Origin of the sequence: Bacillus sp. VT 712 (assembly GCF_001614195.1) — a bacterium.
Taxonomy (GTDB): Bacteria; Bacillota; Bacilli; order Bacillales; family Bacillaceae_H; genus Priestia; species Priestia flexa.
The window spans coordinates 1-15,481 of sequence record NZ_LWBK01000053.1 but is presented as its reverse complement, the minus strand read 5'-3'; the positions used below and the strand labels follow the sequence as shown (position 1 = coordinate 15,481).

General features: G+C 39.0%; 19 protein-coding genes. 17 read left to right on the top strand and 2 right to left on the bottom strand.

Features of this window, described 5'->3' with window-relative positions; translation table 11 throughout:
- Positions 1-31: 31 nt before the first annotated feature.
- Positions 32-757, top strand: coding sequence for an AzlC family ABC transporter permease (locus tag A2U94_RS18250; protein WP_025911792.1), 726 nt, complete (start codon positions 32-34; stop codon positions 755-757).
- Positions 754-1,080 (top strand): AzlD domain-containing protein, encoded by a 327-nt coding sequence (locus A2U94_RS18245; protein ID WP_025911794.1) that lies wholly within the window; start codon positions 754-756, stop codon positions 1,078-1,080. The genes A2U94_RS18250 and A2U94_RS18245 overlap by 4 nt, the downstream gene beginning before the upstream one ends.
- 329 nt (positions 1,081-1,409) lie before the next feature.
- Here the strand turns inward: A2U94_RS18245 and A2U94_RS18235 are convergent, their stop codons facing one another.
- Both A2U94_RS18235 and A2U94_RS18230 read right to left on the bottom strand, forming a co-directional pair.
- Positions 1,410-2,030, bottom strand: coding sequence for a LysE family translocator (locus tag A2U94_RS18235; RefSeq protein WP_025911797.1), 621 nt, complete (start codon positions 2,028-2,030; stop codon positions 1,410-1,412).
- Between the two features lie 235 nt (positions 2,031-2,265).
- A complete protein-coding gene (locus A2U94_RS18230) occupies positions 2,266-3,138 on the bottom strand; it encodes a cation diffusion facilitator family transporter (protein WP_025911798.1) in 873 nt (290 codons plus the stop codon).
- 286 nt (positions 3,139-3,424) lie between these two features.
- On the opposite strand from A2U94_RS18230, the gene A2U94_RS18225 reads away from it, so the two are divergent.
- From A2U94_RS18225 to eat, 15 genes are all read left to right on the top strand, one after another.
- Entirely contained in the window at positions 3,425-3,823 is a 399-nt protein-coding gene (locus tag A2U94_RS18225) for a thiol-disulfide oxidoreductase DCC family protein (RefSeq protein WP_062686716.1), read from the top strand.
- Positions 3,824-3,839: 16 nt separating this feature from the next.
- Positions 3,840-4,283, top strand: a complete 444-nt coding sequence (locus tag A2U94_RS18220) for a hypothetical protein (RefSeq protein ID WP_025911800.1) — start codon at positions 3,840-3,842, stop codon at positions 4,281-4,283.
- Between the two features lies 1 nt (position 4,284).
- Positions 4,285-4,407 carry a hypothetical protein gene (locus A2U94_RS22185; protein ID WP_257788882.1) on the top strand — a complete coding sequence of 41 codons (123 nt, stop codon included), beginning with the start codon at positions 4,285-4,287 and terminating at the stop codon, positions 4,405-4,407.
- Positions 4,408-4,773: 366 nt separating this feature from the next.
- Positions 4,774-4,902 carry a hypothetical protein gene (locus tag A2U94_RS22180; protein ID WP_258954119.1) on the top strand — a complete coding sequence of 43 codons (129 nt, stop codon included), beginning with the start codon at positions 4,774-4,776 and terminating at the stop codon, positions 4,900-4,902.
- 6 nt (positions 4,903-4,908) lie between these two features.
- Positions 4,909-5,331, top strand: coding sequence for a GNAT family N-acetyltransferase (locus tag A2U94_RS20900; protein WP_197414237.1), 423 nt, complete (start codon positions 4,909-4,911; stop codon positions 5,329-5,331).
- Positions 5,332-5,437: 106 nt separating this feature from the next.
- Entirely contained in the window at positions 5,438-5,998 is a 561-nt protein-coding gene (locus tag A2U94_RS18210) for a hypothetical protein (protein WP_061785485.1), read from the top strand.
- A 73-nt stretch (positions 5,999-6,071) separates the two neighbouring features.
- On the top strand, positions 6,072-6,491 hold the full coding sequence (locus A2U94_RS18205) for a DUF4395 domain-containing protein (RefSeq protein WP_025911804.1): 420 nt from the start codon (positions 6,072-6,074) through the stop codon (positions 6,489-6,491).
- Between the two features lie 128 nt (positions 6,492-6,619).
- Positions 6,620-7,009, top strand: a complete 390-nt coding sequence (locus A2U94_RS18200) for a hypothetical protein (RefSeq protein ID WP_025911805.1) — start codon at positions 6,620-6,622, stop codon at positions 7,007-7,009.
- A gap of 30 nt (positions 7,010-7,039) precedes the next feature.
- Positions 7,040-7,603, top strand: coding sequence for a nitroreductase family protein (locus A2U94_RS18195; protein ID WP_025911806.1), 564 nt, complete (start codon positions 7,040-7,042; stop codon positions 7,601-7,603).
- A 100-nt stretch (positions 7,604-7,703) separates the two neighbouring features.
- Complete coding sequence (locus A2U94_RS18190; RefSeq protein ID WP_025911807.1) at positions 7,704-8,654, top strand: DMT family transporter; 951 nt, start codon at positions 7,704-7,706, stop codon at positions 8,652-8,654.
- A 58-nt stretch (positions 8,655-8,712) separates the two neighbouring features.
- Positions 8,713-10,242 (top strand): nickel ABC transporter substrate-binding protein, encoded by a 1,530-nt coding sequence (gene nikA, locus A2U94_RS18185; protein ID WP_025911809.1) that lies wholly within the window; start codon positions 8,713-8,715, stop codon positions 10,240-10,242.
- Between the two features lie 161 nt (positions 10,243-10,403).
- Positions 10,404-11,819 (top strand): ethanolamine ammonia-lyase reactivating factor EutA, encoded by a 1,416-nt coding sequence (locus tag A2U94_RS18180; protein WP_035321401.1) that lies wholly within the window; start codon positions 10,404-10,406, stop codon positions 11,817-11,819.
- Positions 11,820-11,833: 14 nt separating this feature from the next.
- Positions 11,834-13,219 (top strand): ethanolamine ammonia-lyase subunit EutB, encoded by a 1,386-nt coding sequence (locus A2U94_RS18175; protein WP_025911810.1) that lies wholly within the window; start codon positions 11,834-11,836, stop codon positions 13,217-13,219.
- Positions 13,219-13,929: an ethanolamine ammonia-lyase subunit EutC gene (eutC, locus tag A2U94_RS18170; RefSeq protein WP_025911812.1), complete on the top strand. Its 711-nt coding sequence runs from the start codon at positions 13,219-13,221 to the stop codon at positions 13,927-13,929. Before A2U94_RS18175 ends, eutC begins: the two co-directional genes overlap by 1 nt.
- 45 nt (positions 13,930-13,974) lie before the next feature.
- On the top strand, positions 13,975-15,255 hold the full coding sequence (gene eat / locus A2U94_RS18165; protein ID WP_082823084.1) for an ethanolamine permease: 1,281 nt from the start codon (positions 13,975-13,977) through the stop codon (positions 15,253-15,255).
- Positions 15,256-15,481: the final 226 nt, after the last annotated feature.

Genomic DNA, 15,481 nt, shown 5'->3' with positions numbered 1-15,481 from the left:
GTATAATATAATGAACAGAGGAGGGGGTTACGTGATCACTGAAAAAGCGTTTGTTGAAAGAGAAAGTGCTATCCCAACCTTTTCACAAGGAGTGAAAGACTGTGTTCCCACGCTATTAGGATACATAAGTATTGGTATTGCTTGTGGAGTAGTAGGAGTAGCTTCAAAGCTTAGTGTTTTAGAAGTAGCGCTATTAGCCATATTTGTTTATGCAGGAGCGGCTCAGTTTATTTTTTGTGCGTTGCTTGTCGCTGATAGTCCGGCTTCAGCCATTATTTTAACCATTTTTATTGTAAACTTAAGGCATCTTTTATTATGTGCAACTCTTGCTCCACACTTTACGCGCTATTCGTTGGTAAAGAATATAGGCATTGGAGCTCTTATTACGGACGAATCATTTGGTGTTGCTGCTAATAAAATCGCAAAAGGTGAACATATAACGGATCGCTGGATGAATGGCTTAAACATTACGGCTTACTTTTCATGGATTTGTGCCTGCGTTGTGGGAGCGTTATTTGGAAACGTGATTGTAGATCCTGAAGCTTTAGGTCTTGATTTTGCTTTAATCGCTATGTTTGTCGCGCTTCTTGTTCTACAGCTGCAAAGTCTTGCTCCCAAAAAGCTTAGACATTCTCTTACTTTAACTGCATACATGACTATTGCGATGATTACGCTATCGTTTTTTATGCCTTCGCACGTAGCCGTTATTGTGTCAACTATCATTGTTGCAACGATTGGAGTGATGACTGAAAAATGAGTTTAGATCTATCAACACTGCTCATTATTTTAGGGTGTGCACTTGTAACGTTTATTCCAAGGGTTGTACCATTTGCAATTGTTCGAAACATGACGCTGCCAGAACCGGTTCTTAAGTGGCTTTCATATATTCCCGTTTGTATCTTAACCGCTTTGGTAGTAGAAAACTTCACCGTACAAACAGAAAATGCTCTTCAAGTGAACTGGGAAGTTATCATTGTAATTATCCCAACGATTTTCATTGCGATTCGAAGCAAGAGCTTATCCGTTACGGTTTTAAGCGGAGTAGCCTTAATGGCCGCAGTTCGCTTCATTATGGGATAAATAAAAAGAGGCTGGGACATAAGTAATTCAGCCAATGATAAACCTGAACGATTGAGAGTTTCTCACTTTTAATCGTTCAGGTTTTTTGTTGATTGTGAAAACAATGTTGGAAATAGGGTGGAATGGAGCGTAGGACACTCGACTCCTGCGGGAAAGAGAGGGAAAACTGAGATCCCGCAGCGCAGCGAGGAAGCTCAGGTTCCTCCCCGCGGAAAGCGAGTGGCCGTAGCGCAATGGAACGAACGTGTTCAGACAAACCAAAAAGATTGGAACAGCTATTGTTCGTCTCTTAGAAGCAATCATTTTGTTATGTCCCAAACTCTTTTGAATTAATTTTGTTTTGAAAACGCAAGCTTAACTCCAAAGCCAATCAGTACTAAGCCAGTTGCCCTATCCATTGCGCGCTGAACCTTGGCCGATAACAGCCAGCTTCGCAAATAGTTAATGAAAAAGACATAAACAAAAAACCAAGAAATAGATAGAAACGTATATATAACACCCATCATTAGTAATTGCTGAATAGAGCTTGAACCTGGGGTGACGAATTGAGGTAAAAACGTCAGAAAAAACATCGCTACTTTTGGGTTTAATACGTTTGATAACAATCCCTGCTTAAATGCAGACTGACCAGGTTTTATTTGGTCTTTTAAATTCTCTTCTGTTTCTTGTTTTTTTCTTGTCATAAATGAAGAAACGCCGAGGTAAATCAAATAAATAGCTCCCACGTATTTTACAATTTCAAATGCTAAAGCAGACTGCATGAGAATGGCTGAAAGGCCAAACGCTGCGGCAAACGTATGAACTAATGAGCCCGTAGTAATCCCTAAAGCCATTCGATAACCAGAGGCTTGCCCTTCACTAACGGTGCGTTTTGTAATAAGCGCAGTATCAACACCAGGACTCATTACAACAAAAGAAGATAGTAATAAAAACGTTAATAAGTCATTCAAAACGTTCACCTCTTTCAGAAATAATTAAACTATATAGTAGCATAAAAGACGCATATTTGTTAGATTATTCTTATTTTTTTGTTAACAATATTAAAGAGATGAGATATTTTTGGTTTCAAAAACAAGTTGAAAAACTATTGAAATGGGACGAACTTGTTCTTAAAAGCTAACTATTGTAGAAAAGTCATGATCCGTTCTTGAGAAAAAAATATTTTGTTATGTGCTAGCTTCGTGCTTACCTTTCTTGTAAACCGTCCGGCTCTGGGTGAATCATAATGTGAGCGTTCGGAAACTTTTCAAGAATTTTATCCTCAATGCGATCACATAAGTGGTGAATGCTTTTGATGCTATTCTCTGGCGGTACGATGAGGTGAAAATCAATATGTTCGTGGGCTCCTGCTCTTCGTGTTTTAAAACACTGAATTTCAATATACTCACTTTGAAAGGTACGAATAGCCTGGAAAACCTCTTCTTCTTCACTTTTGTTTAAACGAGCGTCCAACAGAGGAGGGAAGGCCTCTTTCATTAACTTCGTTGCTTCAATCATAATATAAAGCGCCAAGGCAATCCCGATAATAGGGTCTAGAAACGTCCAACCTGTTACGGCAACTAATATTAAGCTAAGTCCTACACCAAGCGATGTGTATACATCTGTAAGAAGGTGAAAGGCATTTGACTTCATTGCAACAGAGTTAATACGATTTGCTTCCTTATTTACAATTCTAGAAACTACAAAGTTAATAAGAGCACCCAGAAGCATAACACCAATAGCTAGAAGCGGAAGTTTAATCGGTTCAGGTGAAATCAACTTATGTACACATTCATAAATAATCCAAATACCTGCTACGTAAATAAGCAACGTCTCAATTGTTCCTGAGATATTTTCGATTTTTCCATGACCGTAAGGATGATCGTCATCTGCTGGCTTACCAGATACTTTAACAGAAATGAAAGCGATAAAAGAGGCCAATAAATCAAGTGCTGAATGAATGGCTTCTGATAAGACGGCTACAGAACCGGTCAGAATACCTACGCTAACTTTTAGTAGCACAACAAGTGAGTTGCTAGCGACAGATAAAAAGGCAATGTTTGAGGATGAGCGTTTCATAAAAAACTCCTTTCAGTTAGATGATTTTATCGTAACAAGCTAGCAGCAAGTGGGTCTACAGCAACGTTTTTAGAAGGAAACAACGGTTTTTAAAGTCGCTAAAAAAGTTGAATAAAGACAAAACTATTGTAGGAAAAATGCCTGCTTTTTATTCTTCTTATGATAGTAGTTTGCGCACTTTAAACGGCTTTACTTACAAAACTGTAAGCTAACTGTAAGGTAATGACATCGTTACAGATGCGATAAGCTATTACAATGAAAAAGAAGGGAGGTTTTACCAATAGAAGTGAAAAAGCATATCATTTTTTTTGACGGAGACTGTCATATGTGTAATCAAACAATTTTATTTATAATGAACCATGACCCAACAGTTACGTTTTGTTTTGCTTCCCTACAATCATCTTTGGGTGAAAAACTGCGAACTAATCACATAATCCCTCAACAATACAACTCAATTGTCTTATTTCAAAACGAGTTGATCTATACAAAGTCAACGGCCATGTTACGTATTGTGAAAGAGCTCACAGGGCCGGTCAAATATGCATATGTCTTTATTATTGTGCCTAAACGCATTCGAGACAAAGTGTATGATTACGTAGCTAAACACCGGCACAAGTTTATGAAAAAAAGAGCTTGTCGGCTGCCTACTGCAGAAGAGAGAAGTCGATTTTTAACAGAAAAATAGGTAAAGGAGTGGGCAAATGAAAGGTTCTAAATGGGTTTCAGTTTTTCGTCAATCAATTCCAGCAACGTTTCGGATTTTTTTAGGGGTTGTGTTTCTTATTTATGGCTCTGTAAAGATTGTATTCGGCCAGTTTGGAGAGCCTACGCCTGAAGCACTTGCGCTAAATGGTGAAGGGTTTGTTATGGCTTGGAGATTTTTTGGTTACTCCAAAGAATATGAAATCGTAATTGGAATTGGAGAGGTAGTAGCGGCTATTCTCATTATGATCCCGCGCACGGCGTTGTTTGGAGCAATCTGTTATTTTCCAATCGTTGTAAACGTAATGATGGTTAATTACTTTTTTGATATCGGCGTACAAGATTTAAGCACGGTGTTAACGCTAATGTGCCTAGCACTATTACTTTTTGAAAGAAAGCGACTTATTCAAGCGCTGTTTGTAAAAGAAGAAAGGAGAGTGTAGGATGACACCGTTTATGATAAAAATGCTGGTAGGGATTTTTGTTGGAACCACCTTATACTATTGGTGGAAAGAAGTAAGAAAAAAGGCAAAGCGCAAACCAAAGCATGAGTTTCCACTGAACTAAGAGTAGTAAAAAAATGTAGCCATGCTTGGAAGAGGTTCACTCCAAGCATGGCTATGATCAATCTATAATGAATACTCCCTATTAAAACGCATCAAAGAGATGTTTTATGTTTCTTATAAGGAATCGCACTGGCCAAAGTAAAAGCTGGGGAACTTCCAAGAGTAAATCAAAAAGAAAATCAAAAATGGTATATCGATCACGTGACGTTTTCTTTTTACGCTTTTGTTTTCTTGGCATCAACTGAGCACCTACCACCTTTTTATTATTTATTTCATTATACTGTTTTTTCGATAAAATGTATATTTCTTTCAAAACTACACAGATGTGGTAAAGTAGAAATAGACGATAAAAAGGAGTATTGATAGTATGAACATCAGAAAAGCAGAAAAACAAGAAGCAGGCGTTATAAGCGAGCTATTATATAGCATGCTTGGTCAAATTGCCCGCGACCATACTGCTAGTTCAGCGGACGACGAGGCTCTTCGCGTGTTATAAACATATGTGGAGTCAGACTGCAGCCGATATAGCTATAAAAATATTACGGTTGCTGAACTTAACGAGGAAATCGCGGGAGTCATGATTTGCTATGAGGGTGAACAAATTGAAGCTTTCGATCAGCCAATGGTTTCGTATGTTCGTGAAAAAACAGGAAACAGCAAGTGGCTTCCAGATAGGGAAACAGAAGCAGGAGACTTTTATCTTGATTCAATCGTTGTGGGTGAAAGTTATCAAGGTAAAGGCATTGGATCTATGCTGTTACAGAGTGCTTTTCAAGAAGCAGAAAGTAGGAAGCTTCCTTTAACCCTAAATGTTGAGCTTGATAATGAAGGAGCTCGTGCTCTCTACGAAAAAATGGATTTTTACGTGACGGGTACGCGTTACATTAGCGGAAAGCCATTTTATTATATGAAGCGAAACGCATAGTGATGAAAACCTCTTTCCACAGATGAAAGAGGCTTTCATAAATATTGTATGTACTGCAAATTTAGGGTACAATTATATAAAATGGATATATAAGGAAGGGTTCTTTATGGATATAAAGCGTATTCCCTTTAATATGAATTATAGTTTTAGCCAGAAGCTCCGCGAAGTGCCTTTTAATGAAGCTGATATCCGAAAAGGGATTGCTTATTTAAAAAAGAAAGCAATCTCAGAGGAAGATGAGAGAATAGCTGCGGACATGTACCGGATAATTGGTAAATATGAACGCATTGTAGGCGCATTAGAAAGCAGCGTAAGACATTTGCAGCTATCCATTTATTTATATGAAAGGTATCATGAACACGAGCAAGTATTTAAAAGTTCTATTTATTTAGGACAAACATTCCATTGGCAAAGTAATTGGTGTAAAGCAAATGAAACGTTCGAAACTCTCCTCAATCAGCTTCACATAAAATCATCGCTACATACATATGCAGATTTCTTGTATCAACAGTACGGAAAATGTTTATTAGATCAACAAAATCTTTCAAAAGCCCATCATTATTTTCAACAGTCGCTTGAAATTCGTTTGAAAGCAGGAAATGATAAGTTTATCGAAGAGGCAAATGAATGCATAAAGCTTTGTTTAAGAAAGTTGAAAAACTCATAAGTTTCCAAAGCTTCCATCTTTATTCTTACTAATACACTGTGTATAATGAGATATAAAGAGGGGGCTATTTGTCATGGGGATTCCAAAACCACTTGTTCAGTTCAATCAAGCTTTTATTGTAGCGAGCGTCGTTTTATCGTTTTTTACAACAACATGGGTACTGCTTGCTCCGTTTATTGTAGGGATCATTACTCTCCTAACAAAACAAAATCCCATCATGAAGGTGGGAAAACAATTTCTTAGAAAAGAAGCTTCATTCTATCCGTTAGAAGATCGCGATCAGCAGCTTTTCAACCAGTGGATTGCGACTAGCTGTTTAGGATTATCACTGTTGTTTTTTATGGTAAATCTACCAGTTGTATCAGCGGCTTTTAGCATCATGGTGCTTATTGCAGCAGGTGTAGCTTTAATGGGATACTGCATCGGATGTACGATACGTTATCGTTATATGATGTGGAAGTACAAGAGAAAGAAGCAAAAGCAAGCTGCATAAAGAAAAGGCGAAGTGCCTTTTCTTTTTTAATTGAGAAAAAGATTGACAGAAATGTCTTATATTCAGTAATATAAGGGTAGATAGTCAATTGAGAATGATTATCGTAGAACAGATGTGAGGGTAATCGTATGAGAGTAATATCATTTAAAAGCTACGAAGAATACCGGGAATTTATGATTCAAAAGTTTATCCATAAAGCAAAGCGTAAAGGCGCAAAACTTGAAAATGAAGAGTTTCAGAAGCGACTTGATGAACGCATGGAGCAAGTTAAAGAGTTTTGGGATGAGAGAGAATGTGAAAAGCAAATTGCTGATCGAGGAAGCGCGACGTTATCCGTACATCGAGGGATGTTTAAAGAAGACCAGCACAAAGTTTCAAAACATCTTGATAATACAAGGCTTACCGAATCTATTCATGTACGCTTAGATGCCAATACATATGATAAACTGCTTACATTTTGTGAACAACACGATATGGATATTTCGCAAGCCGTGCGATTTTTAATTCAAAATAGCTAACACAATCTATAGTTGAAAGGAACGATTCAGATGTCAGCATCCATTCGAGACGTAATAAGAGAAAGAAGAACCATTCGTACATTTAATAATGATCCAATTGAGAAAGAAGCTATTATCCAACTTTTAGACGATGCATCATGGGCTCCAAACCATAAGCTACGTCAGCCGTGGAGACTTGTGATGTTTTATGGGAAAGGCAATGAATCATTAAGTGAACAGATGAAAAACTTGTCCAAACAAGTTTCTGATGAAGGAGCAGCAAAAAAAATAGGGAAGATGGCAGAGAAATTTTCTCAATCACAGGCTAATATTATTATTACGGTCCCTAAAGATGAAAATGAAATGAAGCAAGAAGAAGATTTCAGCGCTGTGTCTGCTTTTATCCAAAATTTTCTACTGTTAGCGTGGGAGCAAGAAATTGGAGTGCTATGGAAAACTGGTAAACTCATTCATCAGCCGGGGTTTAGAAAAATAGCAGGAATAAAAGAAGATGAAGCTATTGTCGGTGTATTGATGTTAGGTAAATTTGATGACGTTCCAGCACCTAAGCCACGTGAAGCAATTATAGAAAAGCTAACGTTGATTGAAGCGTAAGAATAAAAGCTCTTGTTGTAAAACAAGGGCTTTTTTGTATACTTGTATAAAACAATCAGTGGAGTGTATTCGCACAATCGGTTAAAAAGGAGAGGATTATTTGACAAATGTTCAAAGAGCGTTTGGCTCAGCTTTTTTATATGCAATCATTACAGGTTTTGCGCTCATGATTGTAAAAGTAGCGCTAAACTATGCAGGGGTTATTGATGTGCTTGCCCATCGCTTTACGCTATCTTTTATAGTTGCTTCCTTGTTTCTATTTGTGAACAAGCAAAAAATGCAAGTGAATGGGCACGATGTTCTTCGTATTGTACCTCTAGGTCTTTTATTTCCGATAAGTTACTTTGGCTTTCAAGCGCTTGGTCTTTTATATACCACATCTTCTGAAGCGAGCATTATTCAAGCGTCGGTTCCAATTTTCACTTTGCTTCTTGCTACCTATCTATTAAAAGAAACGTCAACGTCTCGCCAAAAGTTTTCAATTCTATTATCTGTTTCCGGTATTGTATACATTCTAGCAATGAAAGGCGTAAATTTCTCAGCAAGTGGAAGTTTAGGTGCCCTGTTTATTTTACTAGCATCCTTATCAAATGCTTCTTATAACGTACTCGCTCGTAAAATGACACGCTCATATTCTACCTTGGAGCTTACATACGTCATGATGTTTGTTGGGTTTGTCGGCTTTAACGGAGCGGCCGTTGTTCATCATAGTCTTAACGGCTCGCTGGCAACATTTTTCGAACCGCTTTTTCAACTGGAATTTTTGCTTTCAGTAGCATACTTAGGTATATTTTCTTCTCTTATTACAGCTTTTCTATCCAACTACTCGTTAAAAACAATTCAAGCAGCGCAGATGAGCGTGTTTACTAATTTAGCTACGTTAATCGGTGTGATAGCAGGCGTCGCATTTTTACATGAGAGTTTGTCTTACTTCCATTGGATTGGAGGTATAGCTATTATGGTTGGTATTATTGGGACGACGTATAAAGGACGCTCCAAAGGTCAAAAGCTAAGCAAAAAACTGATTGACAAAAAGTTAGAAAACTCGTAAACTTTTGAAATTATGATTAGCATCATTTGCTAAGATACATACTTTGGAGGATTACGACATGAAAAGACAGATATGGAAAACAGCAATCATGATGGGAGTTGTGGCGTGCATGCTTACAGCTTGCTCTGGAAATAAGGAAAACAGCTCTGTAGATTCCGACCGCAACAAGCTTACCTTTTTATCCAACTTTCCAACAGATACCCTAGATCCCCAGCTTAACTACACGCCGCTGCGAGCAGGCATTGTGGAAACATTGGTCAAAACAACAGAAGATTCACAAATTGAGCCATGGTTAGCTGAAAGTTGGAAAACGTTAGACAATGGAACAACTTGGGAGTTTATTATTAGAGACGAAGTTGTGTTTCAAAATGGAAAAACGTTGGACGCTAAAGCGGTGAAATCGTCATTAGAACGTACGATGAAGGTGAGTGAAGCGATGAAAGCCTCATTGAAAATAAAAGAAATGAAAGCGGATGGTCAAAAACTAACGATTGTAACGCAAGAGCCTGTAGCTTCATTTCCGTCTGAACTCGTTCATCCCAACGCAGCTATTATCGATGTAACCGAAAAAAATATTGAAGCACATCCAGTAGGTACAGGACCATTTGAAGCGGTATCTTCTCAGCCAAACAGTAAGCTAGAGCTGAAAAAAAATGATCAGTATTGGGACGGTGAATCTAAATTGGATCGCGTTACAATGCTATACAATGAAGATGCAAATGCAAGGACAGCAGGGCTCCAATCCGGAGAAGCAGATATTGTGTATCGTCCTGAAATTGAAAACCTAGAGCTGTTAAAGAAAGACGAGTCGCTTGTAGTTGACGTCGTTCCAAGCTTACGAACGCAAATGCTTTTATATAATACGAACATTGAAGCGTTTAAAGATGTTAACGTGAGAAAAGCATTTGATGTTCTCTTAAATCGTCAAGATGTGGTAGACTACACGCTTGCAGGACAAGGCGTAGCAGCCAACGGTCCGTTTTTAAAGGAGTTTTCTTTCGCTTATGATGCTCCGAAAAAAGAGTTTGGCACTGAATCTGCAAAAGAATACTTAAAAAAAGCAGGCTACAAATTTGAAAGCAACCAAGTAGTCAAAGATGGTAAGCAGCTATCGTTCACAATCTTAACATATCCATATCGCCCAGAGCTTCCCTTGATGGCACAGCTCATTCAATCGGAAGCGAAAAAGATTGGGGTCAAAGTAGAAATCCAGCAGGTTGAAAACATAGATGAATATATGACCACAAATTCCGACTGGGGCATAGCTACATACAGCTTAATTACGGCCCCGCGCGGTGATTCTTCTTATTTTTTAAATAGCGTTTATGGAAAAGATGGTTTTTATAACGTAGGTCACTATGATAATCCAGCGCTTAGTGATGTAATTAAGCAGTTAAATGAAACTGTTGACGAGCAAAAGCGCGTGGAGTTAACAAGACAAGCGGGAAAAATAATCAATGATGGAGTCCTGCACTCTGCTATTGTCCATCCAAATAATTTTGTTGCGTATAAAGAAAACGTAAAAGGATGGCAAATGACGAAAAGCGAGTACTATGTCATTACTAAAGATTTAGCTCTACAAGAATAATAGAAATCCCCTTCTTGCATTTACATGCAGAAGGGGATTTTTTATAACGTAATGGTAGAGAAGGTGACAAAAAAACATGTTATGTTTTCTGACATCTTTGCTGTCGAATTCATTTATTTAGTTTAAGGTTAACATAACGTAACGAATTAAAGGATGATGATATGACAACACGGTGGATTACAAGCATTGGGCTTGATATTGGAACAAGTACCACAAAGCTGATTGTAAGTGAACTTTTAGTCAATCAGATCAACGGCGCCTTTTCGCTGCCTAGCTGTGATATTGTGGATCGAAAAGTTACTTATCAAAGTGAGATTTACACAACGCCTTTAAAAACAGAGGTTGAAATTGATGTAGAAGCACTCAGTGAACTGCTTCAGGTAGAGTATCAAAAAGCAAACGTAGCACTTCAAGCCGTGGAATCGGGTGCGGTCATAATTACAGGAGAAACAGCCAGAAAAGAAAATGCAGAAAAAATTCTTCATTATTTAGCTAATCGAGCTGGAGACTTTGTCGTAGCAACAGCTGGTGCGGACTTAGAAGGGATGTTGGCAGCGAAAGGTTCTGGTGCGGTTGCCCTGTCCGAGGAAACAGAAGGAGTCATCGCTAATGTTGACGTCGGGGGAGGAACGGCTAACGTTGCTCTTTGTGAAGATGGAAAAGTTATTGGCGCGTTTACATTTCATATTGGAGGACGATTAGTCCGAATTCAAGAAGGTGGTCGTGTAGACTATATTTCACCGTTTTTACAACCTTTTTTAAAGGAATATCAATCTACTATGCAGGTTGGTAGAACGATAGATTTTGAACAAGCTGCGGTGCTAAGCGATCGCTTAGCAGATGAACTTCTAAGCTTTTTAAAAGAACGTGACCGAGCATCGTCTGTGCTTCTTTTAGCCACTCTAAGTAAATCTTTACCAACCATTGAAAAAGTGCTTATTTCAGGTGGAATTGGAAAAATGATGAATGAACACTCTCCTACTACGCTAAAAGAAGCCGTGGCATTTGGTGACATTGGTCCACTTTTAGCAGCAAGCTTAAGGAAAAAAGGAGCAGAGGCAGCACCAGAAACAGCTCGAGCAACGGTCATTGGTGCAGGCATGCAAAATACAGAAATAAGCGGAGCAACAGTATACATAGCAGAAGATTGTTTGCCTCTAAAAAACATTCCAATTGTTAAAGTAGACGTAGAGAAAAATGGAGTGTGGAACGAACTGTCTTTTGTGAAAAGGCTACAAAGTACGCTATCTCAAGCGAACACCATATTCGATTGTGAAGGACAAGCTACAGCTATTGCGCTGCAAGCTTTTACTACCTGCACGTATACGATGCTTCAAGAGTTAGCAGAAGCTCTATACAAAAGCTATATGAACTTTTTCTCACAGGCGTCTTGCCTCATCGTTTTATGTGAGCAAGATTTAGCAAAAGCACTTGGACAAGCTATTCAAAAGCGTAACAAAGCATTGAAAGTCATAGTGCTTGATGGCATTGATTTTACGTATGGAGACTACATTGATATCGGCATGAAAACCGTTGGAGAAGCAGTCACTGTATCAGTAAAAACGTTAGCTTTTTAAAAGGAGATGAAAAGATGATCAAGTCGTGCGCAGTATTAGGAGAACAATTTGTATTTAGAAGCTTAAAGGAAATTATGGCAAAGGCAAACGAAGCGCGTTCGGGAGATGAATTAGCGAGGATTGCAGCAAGCTCTATGAAAGAGCGAATGGCAGCTAAGCAAGTATTGGCAAACTTAATGCTAAAAGAAATTCGAGAATATCCAGTTTTAAGCCCTGAACAAGATGATGTATCAGCACTTATTGAAGAACAGGTACATGAAGAAATTTTTAAAGTAATTCAAAACTGGACGGTGGCGGACCTTCGCGAATATGTACTAGAAGATCAGCACGAAGGAGCGGACTTACTTTATATCGCCAAAGGATTAACGAGTGAAATGATTGCAGCGGTCACTAAAATTATGTCAAATCTAGATTTAATTCAAGCCGCTTCTAAGATCGAAGTGAAAACAACTTGTCAGACAACTATTGGTATGAAAGGAGTACTCGCATCACGAGCGCAGCCGAATCATCCCTCAGATAATTTAGCCGGCATGCGTGCGTCTTTATACGAAGCGCTCAGCTATGGTATTGGCGATGCTGTTATCGGTATTAATCCTGTTATTGATACAACTGAAAATATTTATGCGCTTTTAAATGAAACAAAGTCAATTATTGATGAATTTCAAATTCCTACCCAAAACTGTGTCCTTGCACATGTGACCACTCAAATGCGTGCGATTGAAAAAGGCGCTTCAGCAGATTTGATCTTTCAAAGCTTAGCGGGAACGCAAGCAGGAAACGAATCGTTTGGTATTTCGCTTTCGATGCTAAAAGAAGCCACTGCATTGATTAATGAAAAAGGCACTGCGGTAGGTCCTCATCGCTGGTATTTCGAAACTGGTCAAGGCTCTGAGCTTTCTGCTGAAGCTCATTACGATATTGATCAAGTCACGCTTGAAGCAAGATGTTACGGCTTAGCACGTCAATTTAACCCCTTTTTAGTCAACACGGTTGTTGGGTTTATCGGTCCAGAGTATTTATACGATAGTAAGCAAGTAACAAGAGCAGGGTTAGAAGATCATTTTATGGGGAAAATGCACGGCTTACCGATGGGAGTGGATGTGTGCTATACGAATCATATGAACGTTGATCAAAATGATATGGATAACTTAAGCATGCTGCTTGGCACAGCGGGCGTAAACTTTGTAATTGGTGTACCGATGGCTGACGACTGTATGCTAAACTATCAGTCGCTAAGCTATCATGATATCGCGACGGTTCGACGAATTTTAAACCAAGGGCCGATTTCTATCTTTAAGCAGTGGTTAGAAGAGTATGGCATTATGGAAAACAATCGATTTACGTCCAAAGCAGGTGATCCAAGCATTTTTATGAACGGCGTATTAGGAGGAATGAAGTAATGAAAAATGAAAAAGAACAGCTGCTAGCTCGCTTAAAAGGTTTTACGCCAGCCCGAATTGGTGTAGGACGAACGGGAACAAGGCCGCTAACTTCTGATGTATTAGCTTTTCGAACAGATCATGCAGCTGCTGTTGATGCGGTGTACGGTGAAGTGGATTATAAATTATTGGAAGATTTAGAATTATTTTCGATTGATACAAAGAGTACGTCAAAAGAGCATTATCTAAAATTCCCTGACCAAGGGAGATTGCTTTCAGAGCTTGCAAAAGAACAATTAAAACGTAACTGCCGAAAGCAGCCAGACGTTCAAATTGTTGTTTCTGACGGATTGAGCGCAAATGCAATCGAAGCAAATATCCGCGATGTTTATCCAGCTTTGGTTGATTCATTGGATTCATATGACCTTAGTGTTGGGACTTCCTTCTTTGTAAAAGGAGGGAGGGTTGCATGCATGGATGATATTGGTGATATTTTAGCTCCAAAAACACTCGTTTTACTTATTGGAGAACGACCTGGACTTGTCAGCGCAGAATCGATGAGCGCATACATGTGCTATCAGCCACAAAAAGGAAAAAAAGAGTCCGACCGCATGGTGATTTCTAATATTCATCGTGGCGGCACTCCTCCGTTAGAAGCAGCTGCACATATCGGTACAATTATTTATCAAATGATCCAGCAGCAAACAAGCGGTGTTCACCTCGTTATTTAATCGTTTTTATCAGTAAAAACAACATACATAAAAGGAGGAGTTAGAATGGCGTTACAGAAACATCTAAAACCAATCCATCTTTGGGCTATTTCAGTAGGGATGGTTATTTCAGGACAATATTTTGGGTGGAACTATGGGTTTGAAGCAGGTGGGATTTTAGGACTTGCAGTTGCTACCTTAATCGTAACGATTTTCTATACAACTTTTATGTTTAGCTATGCCGAACTATCAACGTCAATTCCGCAAGCGGGTGGACCGTCATCTTACGCAAGAAGAGCAATGGGTCCATTTGGAGGATTTATAGCTGGGATTGCCTGTTTACTTGAATTTGTGTTTGCACCGCCCGCTATTGCCGTTTCAACAGGTGCATATCTAAATTTTTTAATTCCATCGATTAATCCCGTATATGCAACCGTTGGTGTCTTTGCCTTCTTTATTCTCGTTAATTTAATCGGCGTTAAAGAAGTAGCTTTAATTGAGCTAAGCGCTACGATTCTAGCACTTATTGGATTAGCAATCTTCTACGTGAGCGGACTGTCGCATATCGAAACAAGCAATCTATTTAATGAACAATCATTCTTAAACGGTCCTTCTGGTATTTTAGCTGCTATTCCGTTTGCCGTTTGGTTTTACTTGGCTATTGAAGGTGGAGCTATGGCTGCAGAAGAAGTTGAGAATCCACAAAAAAACATTCCCAAAGGGTTTATTGCTGCCATTATTACCCTAGCAACGGCTACTATTTTCACGCTATTTGTCACAGCGGGATTAGGTGGAGGAAGCGGTACCAGAGCTTCAGCAGATTATCCGCTTCCACAGGCGTTATCGCTTGTCTATGATGGAAATGCGCTTTCTATTACAATTGCAATCATTGGCTTATTCGGGCTCATTGCAAGCTTAAATGGCATTATCATGGGTTTCTCTCGTCAAACGTATGCGCTAGCGCGAGAAGGGTATTTTCCAAAATTTCTTGCAAAAACGAATAAAAAAGGTGTGCCAGTGGGAGGCCTGCTCATTCCGGGGGGAATCGGCGTGATTTGTGCAGGATCCGCGACGTTTGCAAATGCACTTATTATTCTAGCCGTATTTGGTGCAATGACGATGTACTGCATTAGCTTAGTGTCACTCTTTATTTTACGAAAGAAAGAGCCAAACTTAGTAAGACCGTTTAAAGTCAACTATCCTGCTGTTCCGATCATTGCGCTTTCGTTAGGCTTACTATGCTTATTTAGCATCGTGAAATACAGCGTCCTGACAACGGATTTAATACTTTTTAACCGTTCGATTCCGCTCATTTATATTATTCCTGAATTATTCATAGCTAACTAAAATCATTTCGTTTTTCAACTTTTGATCACGATGGTTTAAATTTTCGTGAATTTCAAATGGATGAATAGGTGAAGGAGTCTGGTTGATGCTTAAAAAATGGGGATTCACCTGTTTTTGGGCAGACTGATCCCTTGGTGCGGGTTCGATTTTTTAAAAAGGTGATTTAGTTGAGGGAAAGCTGCTGTACCTGGGTCAGTACGTCCGAAAAGAAGTGCGCATAGACGAA